Here is a 21,420-nt window from a genome sequence, read left to right on the forward strand (position 1 = left end):
CCGGTCGATGCCGTCGAGCTTCTTGCCGGCAAACGCTCCGAGCTGAAAAACGAAACCCCGCACATCGCGGGGTTCGTTGAGGATCGCAGTCGCCGCTAGGTCGGGTTTATAGCGCAGCCAGTCCACGCGCCAGATCCGCCTTGATATCCGCCACGTCTTCCAGGCCCACTGCCACGCGGATCAAGCTGTCGCGGATCCCGGCCGTCGCCCGATCTTCCGGCGAAAGCCGGCCGTGCGTGGTCGACCCTGGATGGGTAATGGTCGTCTTGCTGTCGCCGAGGTTAGCGGTGATGGATATCAGGCGCGTCGCATCGATGAAACGCCAGGCAGCCTCTTTTCCGCCTGCCACCTCGAAGCTGAGAACAGCACCAAAGCCGCGCTGTTGACGCTTGGCCAGCTCATGCTGCGGATGGCTGGCCAACCCCGCGTAATACACCTTCTCAACGCCTGGCTGCTGCTCGAGCCACTCGGCCAGCACCTGTGCGCTGGCGCAATGGGCCTGCATACGCAGCCGCAAGGTTTCAAGCCCCTTGAGGAACACCCAGGCGTTGAACGGGCTCAGCGTGGGGCCTGCAGTACGCAGGAAGCCCACCACTTCCTTCATCTGCTCAGCTCGGCCGGCCACCACCCCGCCCAGACAGCGGCCCTGCCCGTCGATGTACTTGGTCGCCGAATGAATGACGATGTCCGCGCCGAGCGCCAACGGCTGCTGAAGCACCGGCGTGCAGAAACAATTGTCCACCGCAAGCATCGCGCCCTTGGCATGGCAGAGCGAGGCCAGGGCTTCGATATCGACCAGCTCGGCCAGGGGGTTGGACGGCGACTCGACGAAGACGAGCCGGGTGTTGGGCTTGAATGCCGGGACCCAGTCGTCCACGTTGGTGAGCGGCACGTAATCGACTTCGAGCCCGAATCGCTTGAGGTACTTCTCGAACAACGAAACCGTCGCACCGAAGACACTACGCGACACCAGCACATGATCGCCAGCCGAGCACAGACTCATCACCGTCGCCAGGATGGCGGCCATTCCCGAGGCGGTGGCAACAGCCTGCTCGGCGCCCTCCATTGCGGCGATGCGCTCTTCGAACGCACGCACCGTAGGATTGGTATAGCGCGAATAGACGTTGCCCGGCACTTCCCCGGCGAAACGCGCCGCGGCGTCGGCCGCGCTGCGGAACACATAACTGGAGGTGAAGAACAGCGGCTCGCCGTGCTCACCCTCTGGCGAGCGGTGCTGGCCAGCACGAACCGCCAACGTGTCCATGCTTGCGCCGGTCAGGTCGCTGTCCAATCGCCCCGCATCCCAGTCGGTTGTCATAGTCGTTTTTCCACCTTGTTCGAGGCGGCAAAGCCACCGGATTGGGCGATCAGTTGTTATACAAATCGATAATGGCGCTACCAGCAACGCTCTTGTGCTTGCTCACGTCGTTGCGCGCCTGCTCGATCTTGTGCAGATAGGCATCGTCGATATCGCCGGTCACGTATTTGCCGTCGAATACCGCGCAGTCGAAGTTTTCTATCTTGACCTTGCCACCGCCGACGGCTTCGATCAGATCAGGGAGATCCTGATAGATCAGCCAGTCGGCCCCGATCAGCTCTGCGACTTCTTCGGTGCTGCGGTTGTGCGCGATGAGCTCGTGGGCGCTGGGCATGTCGATGCCATAGACGTTCGGGTACCGAACAGCAGGCGCGGCGGAGCAGAAATACACATTCTTGGCACCGGCTTCACGGGCCATCTGGATAATCTGCTTGCAGGTCGTACCGCGAACGATGGAGTCGTCCACCAGCATGACGTTCTTGCCGCGGAACTCCAGGTCGATGGCGTTGAGCTTCTGTCGCACGGATTTCTTGCGTGCGGCCTGCCCCGGCATGATGAATGTCCGACCGATGTAGCGATTCTTGACGAAACCTTCGCGGAACTTCACGCCCAGGCGGTTGGCCAGCTCCAGGGCCGCGGTACGGCTGGTATCCGGAATCGGAATGACGACGTCGATGTCATGATCCGGACGCTCGCGCAGAATCTTGTCCGCGAGCTTCTCGCCCATGCGCAAGCGCGCCTTGTACACCGAAACACCGTCCATCAATGAATCGGAGCGCGCCAGATAGACATGCTCGAAGATGCAAGGCGCATAGTGGGGATTCGGTGCGCACTGACGGGTGTGCAGCTTGCCCTCGGCTGTGATGTACACCGCCTCGCCTGGCGCAAGGTCACGGATCAGCGAAAAGCCCAGCACGTCCAGCGCCACGCTTTCCGACGCGATCATGTACTCGACACCCTGATCGGTGTGGCGCTGGCCGAAGACGATCGGACGAATAGCGTGCGGATCGCGGAAGCCGACAATACCGTAGCCCGTCACCATGGCGACCACCGCGTAGCCGCCCACGCAACGCTCGTGCACCTTGGCCACGGCGGCGAACACGTCTTCCTCGGTGGGCTGCAGCTTGCCGCGCACGGCCAGCTCGTGGGCGAATACGTTGAGCAGCACTTCCGAATCGGAATTGGTGTTCACATGACGCAGATCGGATTCGTAGATTTCCTTGGTCAGCTGATCGACATTGGTCAGATTGCCGTTGTGCGCCAGGGTGATCCCGTAGGGGGAGTTCACATAGAACGGCTGGGCCTCTGCCGAACTGGAGCTGCCCGCGGTGGGGTAACGCACGTGACCGATGCCCATGTTACCGACCAGGCGCTGCATATGGCGCTGCTGGAAGACGTCTCGGACCAACCCATTGTCCTTGCGTAGAAACAGCTTGCCGCCGTCGCTGGTCACGATTCCGGCTGCATCCTGCCCACGGTGTTGCAATACGGTAAGTGCGTCATACAACGCCTGGTTGACGTTCGACTTACCGACAATGCCGACAATGCCACACATGCAAGGAACCTCTCAGTTGGTACAGACTGTCCGGACGCGCTGGCTTACACCGTCGACACGCCCGTTGAAAAGACTCGTCTCAGCCCGACGCATCGAGCGAGCCAGCAACCCATTGGCTCCCAAACCCGAGAATCAGGTTCTTCGACCAATCGGCAACCAGTAGAAAATGCGGTACCAGCGCCGACTCACGCCACCACGGGTCCTGCTGAACCGGGGCAAGGCTCAGAAGCCCCACCAACACCACGACCAGCAGTCCGCCCCGAGCCGCCCCGAATACCATGCCTAGGAACCGATCCGTCCCGGACAAACCGGTGACACGAATAAGCTCACCGATGAGAAAGTTGATCAGTGCGCCGACCAGCAGCGTCACGACGAACAGGATGGCGCACGCCGCGATCACTTGAAAGGAAGGCGTACTGATGAAATCAGCCAGATAATGGGATAACGCACCGCCGAACATCCAGGCGATGACACCGGCAACGATCCAGGTAAGCAGCGAGAGCGCTTCCTTGACGAAGCCGCGCTTCAGACTGATCAGACTGGAAATGACCACAACGGCGATAAACGCCCAATCGACCCAAGTGAGCGTCACGTGGTTTCCTGCTAGGGAGAAAGGCGGCGCATTTTAGCAGAGCACCCGTCCGGGAGTAAGCTCTGCGCGACGCCTCCTCGCGGCGGCTCCAGGAAAAGCGCTGCCGCCTTCCCCGGACACCCGCGCTCAGCCCTGCTCAGGCTTGAAACGTACGACGAAGCCGTTCAATTTCTGTTGCCGCTGCAATTGATCGCGAAGACGGTCGGCTTCGGCCCGCTCGACCAACGGCCCCACGAACACGCGATTCATCCCGTCCGCAGTTCGTATGTAGGCGTTGTAGCCCTGAGACCGCAGTGTTTTCTGAAGCTTGTCGGCGTTTTCGCGGCTAGACAGGCTGGCGAGCTGTACCGACCAGCTGACCGGCAGGTTTGCCGCGTCCAGACGTTTCTCTTCCGGCGCAGCCGTAGCGGCCGGTGACGATTGCTCAGCCGTAGCCGGCTCGGGCGTTACCGGGGCTGGCTCAGGCTTCACTGGAGCAGGACTGGGGTCGATAGATGCGCTGGGCTCGGTTGCGGGTCCTTCCTCGACGATTTCGTAGTCTTCCGGAAACGGCTCGGCTGCTGGCTCAGGGACTTCGACAGGCTGTGTCTCTATCACAGGCGCAGGGGGCGTCTCGGGCATTGGCGGCGCATCAACGACAACTTCGCGAGCCGCATCTTCCCGATTGAACAGCATCGGCACGAAAATAACCGCCAGCGCAACGAGCACCAGCGCTCCGACGATACGCTGCAGCAATCCTTTATCCACCAAGAGCTTGCCCTCCACTCGACGCGCACCGATCCAGCCAGGCCAGCGCTTCGGCTACGCAATAGAAAGATCCAAATAGCACGATCTGGTCGCCCTCGGCCGCCTGCTCGCACTGCCCTTCGAGCGCCCGTGCTACGTCCGGGTAGATATTGACCGCCGCGCCGCGTTCCTTCAATGCCGAACTCAATTCGGCGGCGCCACGCGAACGCGGGCTATGCAGCGGCGCGACCGCCCAAGTATCGAGAACAGGCAGCAGTTCATCGATCACGCCAGCCAGGTCCTTGTCGGCCAACAGACCGAACACCGCGAGGCGGCGTCCACGCCGAGGCTCCCTCTGTAGATGACGAGCAAGGTAGGCGGCAGCATGGGGGTTATGTCCGACATCGAGCAAAATCGGCAGATCGCGGCCTCGCCAGCTGACTATTCTGCGGTCCAGCCGCCCGGCAACACGGGTGCGCTGAAGCGCCTCGCGCAACCGTTCCGCCTCCCAGGAGGGCTCGGCCAGGATGAACGCCTGCAGCGCCAACGCAGCATTCTCCAATGGCAAGGTGAGCATTGGCAGGTCGCGCAGCTCCAGTGGCTTACCGGCGCGATCCTTGCCTCGCCAGTGCCAGCTGTCCGTGCTGCGTTCCAGATCGAAATCGCGGCCTCGCACGAGCAGCGGCACAGCGGATTGGGCGGCGCTGGCCAGCATCGATTCCGGCGGCGAGGGATCGCCACACACGGCAGGCATTGCGGAGCGGAAAATACCCGCCTTCTCGAATGCGACGCTCTCGCGGGTGGTACCCAGCCACTCCGCATGATCCAGGCCGATGTTGGTCACCACCGCCACGTCGGCATCGACCAGATTCACCGCGTCGAGGCGCCCACCCAGACCGACCTCCAGCACAACGGAGTCCAAGCCTTCGCGCTCGAAAAGCCAGAAGGCAGCCAAGGTACCCATTTCGAAGTAGGTCAAGGAGATCGAGCCTCGGGCGCGCTCTACCGCCTCGAAGGCCTCGCACAACGCGTCGTCGCTGGCATCGACGCCGTTGATGCGCACGCGCTCGTTGTAGTGCAACAAATGCGGTGAGCTGTATACGCCCACCGTCTTGCCCTGCCCGACCAACAACTCGGCGATAAACGCGCAGGTCGATCCCTTGCCGTTGGTGCCGGTCACCGTTATGACTTGAGGCGCCGGGCGCGTGAGCCCGAGCTTTGCGGCCACCTCACGGCAGCGATCGAGCCCCATGTCGATAGCGGTCGGGTGCAGTTGCTCGAGGTAATCGAGCCAATCCTGCAGACTGCGCACGGTCATGCGCTAGCCGTCACCCGCGCAGGCTCGGCCGGGGTCGGTCGATGTTGCAACTGAGCGAGCAGGCGCGCCAGGCGGGCACGCAGTTCGGAACGCGGGACGATCAGATCGATGGCGCCATGATCGAGCAGAAACTCGCTGCGCTGGAACCCTTCGGGAAGCTTTTCGCGCACCGTCTGCTCGATCACGCGGGGGCCCGCGAAGCCAATCAGGGCCTTGGGCTCGGCCACGATGACGTCACCAAGCATGGCCAGACTCGCCGACACGCCCCCGTAAACCGGGTCGGTCAACACCGAAATGAAGGGCAACCCCTCTTCACGCATGCGGGCCAGCACCGCCGACGTCTTGGCCATCTGCATCAGGGAGATGAGGGCCTCCTGCATCCGCGCACCGCCCGATGCAGCAAAGCAGACCAGAGGACAGCGCTGCTCGAGCGCAACATTGGCCGCTCGGACGAAGCGCTCGCCGACGATCGCCCCCATCGAGCCGCCCATGAACGAAAACTCGAATGCACAGGCCACGACCGGCGATTGCATCAGAGTCCCACGCATGGCGATCAATGCATCCTTCTCACCGGTCTGCTTCTGCGCAGCGGAGAGACGGTCCTTGTACTTCTTGCTGTCTCGAAACTTCAGTCGATCGACAGGCTCGAGATCAGCCGCGATCTCTTCGCGCCCGTCTTTGTCGAGGAAGATATCCAGGCGCGTACGGGCATCGATGCGCATGTGATGCTGGCACTTCGGGCAGACATCCAGGGTTTTTTCCAGCTCTGGGCGATACAGAACCGCCTCGCAAGACGGACATTTGTGCCACAGGCCTTCGGGCACGGAGCTCTTCTGCGTTTCCGAGCGCATGATCGAGGGGATCAGCTTGTCTACCAGCCAGTTGCTCATGCTTTTATTCTCCACAGCTTGTCAGTCCCGCGCGTAGCGATTGCACGCACCGGCAAATTCATCGTTGCGATCGGTCTCCACCTGGAGCTCACCGCATCGCGTAGGCGCTGGCCCATCGGGGCTATCGCTGAAACTTGCCCAACCGTCAGCTAACGGACGGGCATTTATGGCGGGCACGCCTAAGCCAGCGAATGGTAACTGGACGGCAACGGCCCTCGGTTCGTCACATCGCTGCTCTAACCTGTCGAACGAATTCGTGAACCTTGGCGGCATCCTTGATGCCCTTGCTCACCTCGACTCCCCCGCTGACATCCACAGCAAAGGGTTGCACCTCCGTCACCGCCTGGTGAACGTTATCGGGCGTCAAACCACCCGCCAGGATGAGCGGCTTGGGCAAATCAGCGGGAATCAACGACCAGTCGAACACCTCCCCCGTCCCACCGGGCACACCCGCAACGAAGGTATCGAGCAGGATGGCGCTGGCTCCGACGTAGCGCGCCGCCTGCGCGCGGATATCGTCTCCCGCCTTGACCCTCAGCGCCTTGTACCACGGGCGATGAAAGCCCTCGCAGTCGGCCGGCTGTTCATCACCATGGAACTGCAGCGTGTCCAAGGCTACGGCGTCGAGGATTTCGTTCAGCTCACAGCGCGAGGCGTTAACGAACAGACCGACCGTCGTGACGAATGGCGGCAAGGCGGAGATGATGGCACGGGCCTGCTGAATACTGACCGCGCGCGGGCTTTTGGCGTAGAACACCAGGCCGATCGCATCAGCTCCCGCCTCGGCAGCGATAAGTGCGTCCTCGACCCGAGTGATCCCACAAATCTTGCTACGAACGATAGGCAATGGCAGGCACCTGCGACAGAAGACCTCGGATGGTAACAAAAGCGCCGGCGGCTGCAACCTGCATCGCGTGGCGTAGCGGGAAAGCCGACCTTCATCGCGCCGCGGCGCCTTCGTCCTTTAGCTCGGGCGTCTGCTTATGACGCTCTGACGTCCGGCAGACCGGATAAGAAATGCGGCCCGAGATAACGCTCAGGTAGCTGAAACTGCTCAGGATAGTCGACCTGAACGAGGTACAGACCATAAGGGTGCGCGGTCACGCCGCCGGTTCGTCTGACGCGCGATTCCAGCACTTCTCGCGCCCACTCCACAGGTCGTTCGCCAGCACCAATGGTCATCAGCACGCCGGCGAAGTTGCGCACCATATGGTGCAAAAAAGCGTTGGCGCGAACATCGATCACGATAAGCCGGCCGTGCTCGAGCAATTCGAAATGATGGATGGTCTTGATCGGCGATTTGGCCTGGCACTGACGAGCCCTGAAGGCACTGAAATCATGGGTCCCAACGAACGCCTTGGCTGCCTCGCGCATACGCGAGATATCCAGCGGGCGATGGTTCCAGGTCACCTCTTCGGCGAGATGGGCCGGTCGAATCTGGTCGTTGTAGATGACGTATCGATAACGGCGCGCCATGGCACTGAAACGCGCGTCAAACGTTTTGGGCATCTCCTTGGCCCAGGTCACGCTGATGTCGCCCGGCAGGTTCATGTTGGCACCCATCACCCAGGCATGCATGGAACGCATGACCGGCGTATCGAAATGCACAACCTGCGCACAGGCATGAACGAGCGCATCGGTGCGCCCAGCACAGCTCAGGACCACGGGGTGGCCACCGGCAACCTTGCTCAGTGCATTTTCCAACGAGAGCTGGATAGAAGGCACACCGTCGCGCTGCCGTTGGAAGCCGCGGTACCGAGAGCCCTTGTACTCAACCCCGAGAGCGATTCTGAAAACGTCAGCGGCAGCCGAAGAGGCTGCCGCTTCAGGTACTGCTTCATGCATGATCAGGCGAGTTTGGCGAGCATATCGCGCGCCTCCTGCTGCTGGCTGTCACTGCCCTCGCTCATAACCTCATCAAGAATATCCCGGGCGCCCTCTGCGTCCCCCATATCGATGTAGGCACGAGCGAGATCCAGCTTGGTGGTGGTCTCGTCGGTATCGGCGAAGAAGTCGAAGTCGTCATCGAGCGCTTCGGATGCCGGCGCAGCGGGCTCGTTCAAAGGCTCGGATGCGGTTGGCTGATCCAGCGGCTCGGCCAGGTTGCGGGACAGATCGTCAAGCTCGGCCTCAACTTCCTCCAGTTCGGACGAGAAGACTTCCGGGCGGGCGGGCTCGCCGGCTTCGTCGTCCAATGACAGATCGAACTCGTCCGGCATGGCTGCAGGCTGTGCGGGCTCGGACACGCCGAAATCAAAGTCATCAGTCGACTCGAACGCCTCTGACGCAGGCGACTGAGCCGACGCAGCGGGTTCTTCATCGATCGCGACGCCAGGCTGATCATCCAGATCGAGCGAGAAGCCGGACAGCTCGTCCTCCAACGACGCGGAGTCCGACTTGGGTTCGTCCAGATCGAACGAAAAGTCATGTTCGCTCGATGCTTGAGGAGCCGTTTCCAGATCGAGCTCGTCGAAGTTGAACGTCTCCAGTTCGGAGGTGGCGTCTTCGGCCGCAGCGGGCGAACGGTCTGACAGACCATCGTCCAGCTCAAGGTCGTCCAAGGTTAGATCGAAGCCGTTGTCAGCGGACTCCGCGCTCACGGGAGCCGGCTCATCAAGCTCCAGATCGTCCAGGTTGAGCGTATCGAAGTCATCGTTGCCAACCGACGCGGCGGCCGCGAAGCCAGCACCTGCCGCAGCGGCCATTGCAGGATAGCGGGCCTTGACCTGATCGATCTCAGCAGAGGAGCCGCCGATCTCTCGAAGCTCGGCTTCCTGCCGTGCGAAACCCTCACGGTCGCCGAGTTCGGCATAGACCTCCATGAGTTTCAGACGCAAGTCACTGCGCTGCGGCTCGTCGTTCAAGGCGTTCTGCAGCAAATCTGCAGCCTGGTTGAACCGCCCGTACGCGATATAGATATCGGCCTCTGCCAGCGGGTCACTGCTCACGCCAGCCAGCGGATCAGCAGCCTGCTCCGAAACAGGCGCGACGCCCTGATCAACCGGCTCGACCTGCGAGGCAGGAAGGTCGTGCTGCGCCACGTAGAACGCATCCGGAGACTCTTCGGCGAGCAGACTCTCCTGCAGCTCGGCTTCCTTCATTGCGTTGCGGCGAGACAGTGCCATCAACCCGACCAGCAGTAGCAGCAACGCACTACCGCCCAGCACACCGAGCAGAATGGGGTTACCTAACAGCTCATCGATGTAGCTATCGGGCTCCGGCGATGGAGCAGGCGCTACAGGGGCTGCCGGCGCCGGAGTCGCAGGCGCCTTCGCAGCGGGCTTTTCGACCTGCTCTGCGGGTTTTTCCGGCGCAGGAGCAGCGGCTGGGGCCTCAGCTTCGACGGCAGGCTCAGACGCTGCCTGGTTCGTACTCGGCGCAGCCGCCGTTTCATTGGCACTGTCTTCGGCCGGACTCGATGGCGCTGCTGCGCCTGCACCCGATTCCGCGCCGGTCGCTAATTGAGCCTGCAATTTGGCCAGCTGGTCATCCTTGAGCTGCATCAGGCGCTGCAGTTTGTCCAACTGGCTTTGCAGATCGTTGAGGCGATCCTTGAGATCGAGGTTCTCACGACGACTGGAGTCGAGGCTCTCCTCGGTGAGGGCCAGCTTGTCACGCAGCGCTCGGGATTCATCTGCGGCACCGGCATCGCCACCAGCGGTAGACTTGCCGGCTTCCGGCGCAACCAGGCGCAGATTATCGCCCTGCTCGCTGCGGGCTGGAGCCGCACCAGCCGAACCGCGCTGCGTAGCGTCCAGCTGACGCGCCCCAGCCGGCGATGCGCCCATCGTCTGGCGCCAGCTGGCGTTCTGCTGTGCCACCTGCTGAATGGCCTCGGCTTGCGAGCGACGACCGATCTGCTCGGCGTTCGGCAGGCGCAGCACCTGGCCGTTCTTCATGCGATTGATATTGCCGCCAATGAAGGCGTTCGGGTTCAAATCCTGAATCGCCAACATGGTTTGGTGGACGGTGCCACCCTGCCGTGAACGTTCAGCGATTTCCCAGAGCGTATCGTTCGGTGTGACTTTGTACTGCTCGCCCGGCTGACTGGATGCCCCAGCAGACGCCTGCTTGGCTGGAGGCGCCGCTCGCGGGGCGGCAGGACGAGAAACGGGAGCCGCGATCGGCAGTTGGGGCGCAACCGAAGCCGCCACCTCCGGGGAATAAAGCGGCGGATCGAGCAGCAGGGTGTATTCCCGCAGCAGACGACCGCTCGGCCAGATCACTTCGATAAGGAAGTTCAGGTACGGCTCGCGAACCGGCTTGGTCGACGACACACGTATGACGCTTTTGCCGTCAGGTCGTAAAACTGGGGTAAAGGTAAGGTCCGTCAGAAAGTATTGGCGATCAACACCTGCCCGGTTGAAATCCTCTGCGGATGCCAGCACCGGAACGACTTCGCCAGGGGCCAGTGTTTTAGCATCCAGAAGTTCGATTTCAGCTACCAGCGGTTGATTCAACGCAGACTTTAACGTGACCTCTCCCAGCCCCAGCGCATAAGCCATTTCGGAAGTCAGCGCGGTAGCAGCCGCGATTGCCAGCACCAGATTGCGAACCCGAACCATTATGTAAATCCCTTGTTTTAACTTTTCTCGGATCTTCGAGAGGGTCTTATAGTCACTGCCTGCGCCCGCCGTGTGGCGGTCCCCCGTCAGCGATTAAGCCTAAACAGCATCGTAGCTAGAATAGTTCTTCTAATTTCCCAGTAAGTATCTTTTACAGATAGTGTTTTATCAACAACCGACCAGACCGCACGCCCTGGCCTGTCGCGCCTTTTGGCAAGTTATCAGACACAATCCACAAATTGGCTCAGCACCGCGCGATCATCCCTGATGTCCCGGCAGGCAATGAGCCCTGACACCGACATCGACAGGAAGGCGCACTTTAGCCGAAACCACTTTTGGCGCAGAGCAATTAAGCCTTGGCCCGACGAAGCGCGCTTTCAGAAGCACTGCCAGTGGCGACCGCCGCCTTTGGGCCACGCAAAAAACACGCAAAAAAAAAGCGCCGCGGCGATGCCGAGGCGCTTTTGCTCACCTTTTACGCGTTCATCGCTCGAGCAGGATGCGCAGCATGCGGCGCAACGGCTCGGCAGCACCCCAGAGCAACTGGTCGCCGACAGTGAAGGCGCCGAGATAATGCGAGCCCATGTTCAGTTTCCGCAAGCGCCCAACCGGGACGCTCAAGGTACCGGTCACAGAAGTCGGACTCAGTTCCTGCATGCTTGCATCACGATGGTTCGGAACGAGCTTCACCCAGGGGTTGTGCTGGCTGATCATGCCTTCGATATCCGAAATAGGGACATCCTTGTTCAGCTTGATGGTCAACGCCTGGCTATGGCAGCGCATCGCACCCACACGCACGCAGATGCCGTCCACTGGAATCGGGCTCTTGAAACGACCCAGGATCTTGTTGGTCTCCGCCTGCGCCTTCCATTCCTCCCGGCTCTGGCCGTTCGGCAGCTCCTTGTCGATGTAGGGGATCAGGCTACCGGCCAGCGGAACGCCGAAGTTATCGACCGGGAAGCTCTCGGAGCGCTGGCACTCGGCAACCTTGCGATCGATTTCGAGGATAGCGCTGGCCGGATCGGCGAGCTCATCGGCGACCGATGCATTGATGCTGCCCATCTGCTTGATCAGCTCACGCATGTTCTGCGCGCCGGCACCGGAGGCCGCCTGATAGGTCATGGCGCTCATCCAGTCGACCAGGCCGTGCTCGAACAGGCCGCCGAGCCCCATCAGCATCAGACTGACGGTGCAGTTGCCACCGATGTAGTTGAGCGTGCCGGCATCCAGCTGATGATCGATCACCTTACGGTTGACCGGGTCGAGCACGATGACGGCATCGTCTTGCATGCGCAGCGTCGACGCGGCATCAATCCAGTAGCCCTTCCAGCCCGCTTCGCGCAGCTTCGGGAAGACCTCGCTGGTGTAGTCACCGCCCTGGCAGGTGAGGATCACATCGAGCGTCTTCAGCTCATCGAGGCTATAGGCGTCTTTCAGCGGGGCAATGTCCTTGCCGATCGAGGGGCCCTGACCGCCTACGTTGGAGGTGGTGAAGAACACTGGCTCGATCAGGTCGAAATCCCGCTCTTCCAGCATCCGCTGCATGAGCACGGAACCGACCATGCCGCGCCAACCGATCAGACCTACACGTTTCATCGCAACTACCTATATATATGTGGCCCGCCTGGCAGGCCGTCGATAACAAAAACACACGCTTTCGGGTTCGAAAGCGAGGGCACGCGGTGCCGCGCGCCTCGCCATCACTCGGCGTTTCCGCCTAGCCGTCGCCCGCAAGCTCTGTCAACGGCCGGTGCAATGGGACCTGAGAGATTACAACTTCGCGAGCGCCGCGACTACTGCGTCACCCATTGCCTGAGTATCGGCCTTCTGGCAGCCATCGGACCAGATATCACCGGTACGCAAGCCCTCGTCGAGGACGTTGCTGACAGCCTGCTCGATGGCATCCGCGGCCACGACCTGGTTGAAGCTGTAGCGCAGCATCATTGACACCGAAAGGATGGTTGCCAGCGGATTGGCAATGCCCTGGCCTGCGATATCCGGCGCCGAGCCGTGGCAGGGTTCGTACATGCCCTTGTTGTTCGAATCCAGAGACGCCGACGGCAGCATGCCGATCGAGCCGGTGAGCATGGAGGCCTCGTCCGACAGGATGTCGCCGAACATATTGTCGGTCACGATCACGTCGAATTGCTTCGGCGCGCGTACCAGCTGCATCGCCGCGTTGTCGACGTACATGTGGCTGAGCTCGACATCCGGATAATCCTTCGCGACCTCTTCCACCACGGCGCGCCAGAGTTGGCTGGAGGCCAGGACGTTGGCCTTGTCCACCGAGCAGAGTTTCTTGCCGCGTACACGAGCCATGTCAAAGCCGACCTTGGCAATGCGCCGGATCTCGCTCTCGCTGTAGGGCAGCGTGTCGAAGGCCATGCGCTCGCCGTTCTCCAGCACCGTGCTCTCACGCGGCTGGCCGAAATAGATGCCGCCAGTCAGTTCGCGAACGATCAGAATATCCAGGCCCGCAACGATTTCGGGCTTCAGGCTGGAGGCTTCGGCCAACTGCGGATACAGCAGTGCCGGACGCAAGTTGCCGAACAGGCCCAGTTGCGAACGAATCTTCAGCAGGCCGCGCTCAGGACGGATGGCCGGGTCGATGGTGTCCCACTTCGGCCCGCCAACAGCACCGAGCAGGATGGCATCGGCGGCGCGGGCCCGCTCCAGGGTCTCGTCAGCCAACGGCACGCCGTACTTGTCGATCGCCGCCCCGCCCAACTCGTCATAGCTCAGCTGCAAGTCGAGCTGAAACTTGTCATTGGCGAGCTGTAGCACCTTGACCGCTTCGGCCATGATTTCCGGACCGATGCCATCACCGGGAAGAATCAGAATCTGTTTGCTCATCGTGCTCTCTCGTTAGGCGCAGAACGCCAGGTTGGGATCAACGTCCGGCCCAGATCAGCAACACGTCGGTGCTGAACGAGCCGTCGTCGGCAATTTCGAAATAGTCGCGGACCTCTTGGCTGGCCCCGGTCTGCAACTGGCGAATGGCGGCGCGAAACACCTCGGGCGTACGCATCCTTTCGACCCAGGAGTGGTACTCGAGACGCAGGCGCTGCAGCTTGCCAGAGGTCACGTGCAGCCCGGCTTCGCCCAGCTGACGCGCCCACTCGGCCGGCGAATAGTTGCGAACGTGGCTGTTGTCACGCAGTAATTCCACGGCTTGCAAGTGTGTATCGAGCAGCGGCACGCCAGGCGCGACGACATCGACGAAGGCTGCCACGCCACCCGGTTTGAGGACGCGTCGCACTTCACGCAATGCCTGGCCGAGATCGCTCCAGTGGTGGGCCGAATAACGGCTGACAACGAAATCGAAGCGGGCGTCCTCGAACGGCAGCTGCTCGGCCGCACCATGCACCGTCTCGATGTTATCCAGCCCGCGCGCTTGCGCTGTGCGGGCAACCACATCGAGCATGGGTTGGGACAGATCGTATGCGATGACCTTGCCCACGGCCGGCGCCAGGTGGAAGGAGACATGTCCCGCCCCGCACCCCAGATCGAGCAGCTGCGCATCGCTCCGCCCGGCCACCGCCACGAGCAGCTCGTCGAACTCCGCGCCTTGTGCATGCACCGCGCTGCTCAGGTAGGCATCGGCCTGCTCCCCGAACTGCTTCTGTACCACCTGGCTGTGACCGTTGACGTTCATACACGGCTCCTGATTTGACGAGCGACGCCGACTGGCGCGGTGATGGCTAGCGGATCGCGCCGAACAGCCAGGGCTGACGCTGCTGATGCCCGCTTTCGAAGGCCTTGATCGCGTCTGCGTCCTGCAGGGTCAGGCCGATGTCATCCAGGCCGTTGAGCAGGCAATGCTTGCGAAACGCATCGACCTCGAAGCTGTACTGCACGCCATCGGGGCGCGTCACGGTCTGCGCTGCCAAGTCCACGGTGAGCTGGTAGCCCTCTGTGGCCTCGGTCTGCTCGAACAGCGCATCGACCTCTTCTTCCTTCAACACGATCGGCAGCAGACCGTTCTTGAAGCTGTTGTTGTAGAAGATGTCAGCAAAGCTTGGCGCGATGATCGTCCGGAAGCCGTACTCCTCGAGCGCCCAGGGCGCGTGCTCACGCGACGACCCGCAACCGAAATTCTCGCGTGCCAACAGCACGCTCGCGCCCTGGTAGCGAGGGAAGTTGAGTACGAACTCCTGGTTCACCGGGCGGCTCGCGCAATCCTGGTTGGGTTGGCCCACGTCCAGGTAGCGCCACTCATCGAACAGGTTGGGGCCGAACCCGGTGCGCTTGATCGACTTCAGGAACTGCTTGGGAATGATCTGGTCGGTGTCGACGTTGGCCCGATCGAGCGGCGCGACGAGACCGGTGTGCTGGGTAAATGGCTTCATGTCGGATTCCTCAGGCCTGGATCAATTCACGTACGTCGACGAAACGACCGGTCACGGCCGCCGCGGCGGCCATCGCCGGGCTGACCAGATGGGTCCGGCCGCCGGCGCCCTGCCGTCCTTCGAAGTTGCGATTGGACGTGGATGCACAGTGCTCGCCACTGCCGAGCTTGTCCGGGTTCATCGCCAGGCACATCGAACAGCCCGGCTCGCGCCACTCGAAACCGGCTTCCAGGAAGATCTTGTCCAGCCCTTCCGCTTCGGCCTGCTGTTTCACCAGGCCCGAGCCCGGCACGACCATCGCCTGTTTGACGGTCGCCGCGACCTTGCGCCCTTTCGCCACTTCAGCCGCCGCGCGCAAATCTTCGATGCGCGAGTTGGTGCAGGAACCGATGAATACGCGATCGAGCTGAATCTCGGTGATCGGCTGGTTGGCCCGCAAACCCATGTACTTGAGCGCGCGGTTGATGGAGTCGCGCTTGACCGGATCGGCTTCGGCGGCCGGGTCCGGCACGTTCTGGTCGACGGCCAGCACCATTTCTGGCGAAGTGCCCCAGCTGACCTGCGGCTTGATGTCTTCGGCATTCAGCTCGACGACGGTGTCGAACACCGCATCGTCATCGGACACCAGGTCCTTCCAGGCGGCAATGGCGCGCTCCCAGTCGGCGCCCTTGGGTGCATACGGCCGCCCTTCGACATAAGCGATGGTCTTCTCGTCGACCGCGACCATGCCAACCCGGGCGCCTGCCTCGATGGACATGTTGCAGATGGTCATGCGGCCTTCCATGGACAGTTCGCGGATGGCGCTGCCGGCGAATTCCAGCGCATGGCCATTGCCGCCGGCCGTGCCGATCTTGCCGATCACGGCGAGCACGATGTCCTTGGCGGTCACGCCGAAGGGCAGCTTGCCCTCGACACGGACCTGCATGTTCTTCATCTTTTTTGCCACCAGGCACTGAGTGGCCAGCACATGCTCGACTTCCGAGGTACCGATGCCGTGCGCCAACGCGCCGAAGGCGCCGTGCGTCGACGTATGGGAATCACCACACACCACGGTCATGCCTGGCAGGGTCGCGCCCTGCTCCGGGCCGATGACGTGCACGATGCCTTGGCGGATGTCGTTCATCTTGAATTCAAGGATGCCGAAGTCATCGCAGTTCTCGTCCAGCGTCTGCACCTGGATGCGCGACACCTCGTCGGCGATGGCTTCCAGACCGCCCTGGCGCTCGCCCTTGGTAGTCGGCACGTTGTGATCCGGCGTGGCGATGTTGGCGTCGATACGCCACGGCTTGCGACCAGCCAGGCGCAGCCCTTCGAAGGCTTGCGGTGAGGTCACCTCGTGCAGAATGTGACGGTCGATGTAGATCAGCGAGGAGCCATCATCACGACGCTTGACCTCGTGCATTTCCCAGAGCTTGTCGTAGAGCGTTTTGCCGGCCATCGGACTTTCCTCATCAGTACGTTGGGCTATAGCCCTTTTGCTTATGGGTGAATGCTATGAGTTGCGATCGAATTACTCAAATTCATATTTTTCATCCAAAGCATTCCAGGAAGGAATAACGTAAAGTCACCTGACCAAACGACCCGACGCACCCAGCGGAGCAGCCCGATGGACCTCGCCAACCTGAACGCCTTCATCTCCATCGCCGAGACGGGAAGCTTTTCCCTGGCAGCAGAGCGCTTGCATCTGACCCAGCCGGCGGTGAGTAAGCGGCTTGCAGGGCTGGAGTCGCAATTGAATGTGCGGCTGTTCGATCGGCTGGGGCGCGAGATCGGTCTGACCGAAGCCGGCCGGGCGCTGTTACCGCGTGCCTATCAGATCCTCAATGTGCTGGACGATACCCGCCGGGCCTTGACCAATCTCAACGGCGACGTCAGCGGTCGACTCTCCCTGGCGACCAGCCACCACATCGGCCTGCATCGCCTGCCCCCCTTGTTGAGGGCATTCACTCGCGCCTACCCCCAGGTCAACCTGGACATCCGTTTTCTCGACTCGGAAATTGCCTATGAGGAGGTGCTGCACGGCCGTGCCGAGCTCGCCGTGATCACGCTCGCGCCACAAACGGCCCCGCCGGTTCGAGCCCGCAAGGTCTGGGATGATCCGCTGGACTTCGTGGTCGCGCCCGAGCACCCCTTGGCGAAGACCCCTGAAATCACGCTGGCAGACATTGCCCGCTATCCGGCCGTTTTTCCGGGTGGCAACACCTTCACCCACCATATTGCCCAGCGGTTGTTCGAGCGCGAGGGCCTCACGCCGAACATTGCGATGAGCACCAATTACATGGAGACGATCAAGATGATGGTCTCCATCGGCATCGCCTGGAGCGTGCTGCCGCGCACCATGCTCGATGAACAGGTGGTGCGCCTGCCCGTGCCGGGGGTCCAGTTGTCGCGGCAGCTCGGCTACATCACCCATACCGAGCGCACCCTGTCCAACGCCGCAAAGGCGTTCATGGCGCTGCTGGAAGCCGACTAACCGCACTTGCACTTTGCCATCAGCTACGGATAAGTTCGTCGCATAACGATAAGGCCAAGGGAATCTCATGAGCTCCGCCTGCCGACCGAAGCGCGACGTCTGGCTCCATCCGATCGAGGCCGTTCATGCTGCCGCCTGAGTCCGCTAATCTTGGCGCCAAACCCTGGCAGGACGCCACGCGACTACTGTCGATGCTCAGCGATGCGGGTTTGGGTATCTGGTCATGGGATCTGCATCGGGGCGTCATGCATGCCTCTACCGGTACTTGCCGCCTCTTCGGGCTTGCTGAGCCGCTCGCTGAACTGTCCCAGGAGCGGTACCTGGCATTGGTGTTCGAAGAGGATAGAGCCGATGTCGAGGCCATTGCCCGCTCGGTACAGGCGGGCGACGAGACACACCTGCGCATTCGCCATCGCGTGCGGCTACCGGACGCCAGCGTACGCTGGCTCGAGATAGAGGGCCTGCCGCAAGCTGCCGGAACGGAGCCAGGGATCCTGATGGGCACGGTGCGGGACATCACCGAGCAGCATATTCAGGCCCAGGCTCTGGAAGACAGCCAGGAGCGCCTCGAACTGGCGCTCGCCTCGGCAGAGCTGGGTTACTGGGAATGGCACATCCCCAGCGATCGGCTTTACGCATCGGCTCGGGCGTCGGAACTGCACGGGATGACCGAAGGCCCGTTCGACGGCTCGTTTCGCGAATTCTTCCGCAGCGTCGCGCCGAACAACCGGCAAACCATGCGCGACTCATACAGCGACCTGCTTGCCGGGCGGCACCAGACCTACCAGACGACCTACCAGGCGCAGCACCCAAACGGCGTGACACGGCACCTGGAAAGCACCGCCAAGTTGTATCGAGATCCCTACGGCGAGCCGCTGCGGATGGCCGGGATCATCATCGACGTCACTGAGCGGGTCCTGCGCGAGCAATACCTCGCCGCGTCCGAAGCCAAGTTCTCCGCCCTGTTCCAGGGCAGTCCTGACCCTATCTCGCTTTCGCGCATCCGCGACGGCGTGTTCATCGATATCAACCCCAGCTTCAGCGCCGTTTTCGGCTGGCAGAGCAGCGAGATCATTGGGCGCTCGGCCCCGGAAATCGGCATCTGGCGCGATGAGGCGCAGCGCAGGTCACTCTACGAGCAGCTGTCGCGCCATCAGCGCCTGGACAACGCCGAGGCGCAATTTCGCACGAAAAACGGCGAGTTGGTGACCTGCGTCGTCTCCAGTCGCTTCATTCGGATCGAGCGACGGCTGTGCATCGTCACCACCTTCCGAGACATTACCAAGCGTCAGCAGGCCGAAGCCGCGCTCAAGGTAAGCGAGACCAAATTCGCCACCGCCTTTCACTCCAGCCCTGACGCCATCATCATCAGTGAGCGCAGCACCGGGCGCTTCATCGAAGCCAACGAAGGCTTCTACCGACTGACAGGCTACCGTTCCGAAGAAACCATCGGCCGTACCTCTGCGGAACTGAAACTCTGGCCGGGCGACCAGCGCCGGGAGCTTCTCGAAAGACTGGAGCGCGACGGGCGCGTCAGCAATTGGGAAATGGTCGGTCAGGACCGTCACGGCAAGCCCAGGCATATAGAAGTATCGGTCGAGCCGATCGAACTCAACGGCACCGACTGCCTGTTGCTCTCGGCCCGTGACATCAGCCGGCTAAAGGCCGCTCGCGCACAGATCCAGCACCTTGCCTACCATGACCCTTTGACCAACCTGCCCAACCGCACACTGCTGATGGAGCGTCTGAATCAGCAAGCATCGCTGCATAAGCGGCACCACATGCGGGGCGCCCTGCTCTTTCTCGACCTCGACCATTTCAAGCACATCAATGACTCGCTGGGGCACCCAGTTGGCGATGCCGTGCTGAAAATGATCACCGCCCGCCTGGAGGCCAGCATTCGTCAGGAAGACACGGTCGCCCGCCTTGGCGGTGATGAGTTCGTGGTGCTGTTGACCGGCCTGACCGGCAGGCGCTCGGAAGTGACCCGGCACGTTCGGCAGTTCGCAGAAAAGCTGCGAACCCTGCTAGCCGAACCCATGGTATTCGAGGGGAATCGGCTGCAGGTCACCCCGAGCATCGGCATCGCGCTGATGCCGGATCACGGTGAAACGCCGCCCGATCTGCTCAAGCGCGCCGACATTGCGCTCTACAGGGCCAAGGATGCCGGGCGTAACGCCATCCAACTGTTTCGCTCCACCATGCAGGAAGCGGCCAGTGCGCGCCTGAAGCTGGAAAGCGAGCTCCGTCTCGCGTTGCAGCGCAACGAGTTCGAGCTGCAACTGCAACCACAGGTCAATGCACGTACCGGCGCGGTGATCGGCGCTGAAGTTCTGCTGCGCTGGCACCACCCGGAGCATGGCGCGCGGTCACCGGCGCAGTTCATCGATGTTCTGGAGGAAAGCGGCCTGATCGTCGAGGTCGGCGACTGGGTCATAAAGGAAGCCTGCCGGATCGGCGCCTCCCTGCTGACCAGTCGCCTGGTGCAGGCCGACAGCTTCAGCCTGTGCGTCAACATCAGCCCCCGCCAGTTCCGCCAGAGCGAGTTCGTCGAACGCATCCTCGCGACGCTGAAAGCCGCCGAGCTGCCCCACGAGATGGTCAAGCTGGAGATCACCGAAGGCATCGTGATCCAGAACCTCGACGACACCATCGCCAAAATGCGCCGTCTTTGCCGGCATGGGGTGAGCTTTGCGATGGATGACTTCGGCACGGGCTATTCCTCGCTGACGTACCTGAAACGCCTGCCGGTGAATCTGCTGAAGATCGACCAGTCATTCGTTCGTGATGCACTGGAGGATTCCAACGACGTCGAGATCATCCGCGCAATCATCGCGATGGCGCGAAGCCTGGGATTGGAGGTCATTGCCGAAGGCGTCGAGCAGCAGGCCCAGCTCGATCTGCTCCAGCAAAAGGGATGCCACCTGTACCAGGGCTATCTATTCAGCCAGCCGCTGCGCCTGGCGGCGTTCCGCGAGTTGCTGGAAGCGCACTCGGCCCATCGCTGATCCGTATTCAGATACGCCAAAAAAGAACCCCGCCGTGCGGCGGGGTTCACTTCAGTCAGCAGAACGCTACAGGCGTTCGATCCTGCGGATCAGGCCTCTTCCAGCGCCAGGCGCTCGCCATTGATCGGGATGCGCTTGGGCTTGGCCTCCTCCGGCACGACGCGCTCGAGTTCGATCGCCAACAGGCCGTTGTTGAGCGCAGCGCCCTTGACCTCTATATGGTCGGCGAGGCGGAACGAGAGCTTGAAGGCGCGCTGGGCAATGCCTTGATGCAGGTAGGTGACGTTATCGCCCGTGCTTTCGCGCTTGCCGCCGCTGATGGTCAGCACGCCACGCTCGACCTGCAGGTCCAGATCGGATTCCTGAAAGCCAGCGGCTGCTACGATGATGCGGTATTGGTCATCGCCATGTTTTTCCACGTTGTAAGGTGGAAACGAGCTGCCCGCCTCATTGCGCAGGGCCGACTCGAACAGATCGTTGAAGCGATCGAAGCCAATGGACTGGCGGAACAGTGGAGCCATCGAAAAACTGGTCATTTTGCTATCTCCTGAGATTCAGCGAGTGGTTACCACAGGACCCGAATTCGGCATCCTGTATCGCCCTAGATAGGTATTGGCCGTTTCATT

The 21,420-nt window shown here is 61.8% G+C and carries 17 protein-coding genes; 2 read left to right on the top strand and 15 right to left on the bottom strand.

Features of this window, described 5'->3' with window-relative positions; all coding sequences use genetic code 11:
- Positions 1–106 precede the first annotated feature (106 nt).
- The 14 genes from KVO92_RS04875 to leuC all read right to left on the bottom strand — a co-directional run bounded on the left by KVO92_RS04875 (position 107) and on the right by leuC (position 16,751).
- Positions 107–1,318, bottom strand: coding sequence for an O-succinylhomoserine sulfhydrylase (locus KVO92_RS04875; RefSeq protein WP_217474514.1), 1,212 nt, complete (start codon positions 1,316–1,318; stop codon positions 107–109).
- A 49-nt stretch (positions 1,319–1,367) separates the two neighbouring features.
- Positions 1,368–2,873: an amidophosphoribosyltransferase gene (gene purF, locus KVO92_RS04880; RefSeq protein ID WP_217474515.1), complete on the bottom strand. Its 1,506-nt coding sequence runs from the start codon at positions 2,871–2,873 to the stop codon at positions 1,368–1,370.
- A 79-nt stretch (positions 2,874–2,952) separates the two neighbouring features.
- Entirely contained in the window at positions 2,953–3,465 is a 513-nt protein-coding gene (locus KVO92_RS04885) for a CvpA family protein (RefSeq protein ID WP_217474516.1), read from the bottom strand.
- Positions 3,466–3,591: 126 nt separating this feature from the next.
- On the bottom strand, positions 3,592–4,212 hold the full coding sequence (locus KVO92_RS04890) for an SPOR domain-containing protein (RefSeq protein WP_336512602.1): 621 nt from the start codon (positions 4,210–4,212) through the stop codon (positions 3,592–3,594).
- Complete coding sequence (gene folC / locus KVO92_RS04895) at positions 4,205–5,509, bottom strand: bifunctional tetrahydrofolate synthase/dihydrofolate synthase (RefSeq protein WP_217474517.1); 1,305 nt, start codon at positions 5,507–5,509, stop codon at positions 4,205–4,207. Before folC ends, KVO92_RS04890 begins: the two co-directional genes overlap by 8 nt.
- Entirely contained in the window at positions 5,506–6,399 is an 894-nt protein-coding gene (gene accD, locus KVO92_RS04900; RefSeq protein WP_217474518.1) for an acetyl-CoA carboxylase, carboxyltransferase subunit beta, read from the bottom strand. Before accD ends, folC begins: the two co-directional genes overlap by 4 nt.
- Before the next feature lie 223 nt (positions 6,400–6,622).
- Positions 6,623–7,246: a phosphoribosylanthranilate isomerase gene (locus KVO92_RS04905; RefSeq protein ID WP_217474519.1), complete on the bottom strand. Its 624-nt coding sequence runs from the start codon at positions 7,244–7,246 to the stop codon at positions 6,623–6,625.
- A gap of 134 nt (positions 7,247–7,380) precedes the next feature.
- Positions 7,381–8,244: a tRNA pseudouridine(38-40) synthase TruA gene (truA, locus tag KVO92_RS04910; protein WP_217474520.1), complete on the bottom strand. Its 864-nt coding sequence runs from the start codon at positions 8,242–8,244 to the stop codon at positions 7,381–7,383.
- A gap of 2 nt (positions 8,245–8,246) precedes the next feature.
- The gene (locus tag KVO92_RS04915; protein ID WP_217474521.1) at positions 8,247–10,964 is read right to left on the bottom strand and encodes a FimV/HubP family polar landmark protein; all 2,718 of its coding nucleotides are present in this window, start codon (positions 10,962–10,964) and stop codon (positions 8,247–8,249) included.
- Positions 10,965–11,447: 483 nt separating this feature from the next.
- Positions 11,448–12,560: an aspartate-semialdehyde dehydrogenase gene (gene asd, locus KVO92_RS04920; protein WP_217474522.1), complete on the bottom strand. Its 1,113-nt coding sequence runs from the start codon at positions 12,558–12,560 to the stop codon at positions 11,448–11,450.
- A 174-nt stretch (positions 12,561–12,734) separates the two neighbouring features.
- On the bottom strand, positions 12,735–13,817 hold the full coding sequence (leuB, locus tag KVO92_RS04925; RefSeq protein WP_217474523.1) for a 3-isopropylmalate dehydrogenase: 1,083 nt from the start codon (positions 13,815–13,817) through the stop codon (positions 12,735–12,737).
- Positions 13,818–13,854: 37 nt separating this feature from the next.
- Positions 13,855–14,619, bottom strand: coding sequence for a class I SAM-dependent methyltransferase (locus KVO92_RS04930; RefSeq protein ID WP_217474524.1), 765 nt, complete (start codon positions 14,617–14,619; stop codon positions 13,855–13,857).
- A 46-nt stretch (positions 14,620–14,665) separates the two neighbouring features.
- On the bottom strand, positions 14,666–15,313 hold the full coding sequence (gene leuD, locus KVO92_RS04935) for a 3-isopropylmalate dehydratase small subunit (protein ID WP_217474525.1): 648 nt from the start codon (positions 15,311–15,313) through the stop codon (positions 14,666–14,668).
- A gap of 10 nt (positions 15,314–15,323) precedes the next feature.
- The gene (gene leuC, locus KVO92_RS04940) at positions 15,324–16,751 is read right to left on the bottom strand and encodes a 3-isopropylmalate dehydratase large subunit (RefSeq protein ID WP_217474526.1); all 1,428 of its coding nucleotides are present in this window, start codon (positions 16,749–16,751) and stop codon (positions 15,324–15,326) included.
- Positions 16,752–16,919: 168 nt separating this feature from the next.
- On the opposite strand from leuC, the gene KVO92_RS04945 reads away from it, so the two are divergent.
- Positions 16,920–17,786 (top strand): LysR family transcriptional regulator, encoded by an 867-nt coding sequence (locus tag KVO92_RS04945; protein ID WP_217474527.1) that lies wholly within the window; start codon positions 16,920–16,922, stop codon positions 17,784–17,786.
- A gap of 125 nt (positions 17,787–17,911) precedes the next feature.
- A complete protein-coding gene (locus tag KVO92_RS04950; protein ID WP_217474528.1) occupies positions 17,912–20,794 on the top strand; it encodes a GGDEF domain-containing phosphodiesterase in 2,883 nt (960 codons plus the stop codon).
- Positions 20,795–20,883: 89 nt separating this feature from the next.
- Here the strand turns inward: KVO92_RS04950 and KVO92_RS04955 are convergent, their stop codons facing one another.
- Positions 20,884–21,330, bottom strand: a complete 447-nt coding sequence (locus KVO92_RS04955) for an Hsp20 family protein (RefSeq protein WP_217474529.1) — start codon at positions 21,328–21,330, stop codon at positions 20,884–20,886.
- Positions 21,331–21,420: the final 90 nt, after the last annotated feature.

The organism is Stutzerimonas stutzeri (assembly GCF_019090095.1).
GTDB classification, from domain to species: domain Bacteria; phylum Pseudomonadota; class Gammaproteobacteria; order Pseudomonadales; family Pseudomonadaceae; genus Stutzerimonas; species Stutzerimonas stutzeri_AN.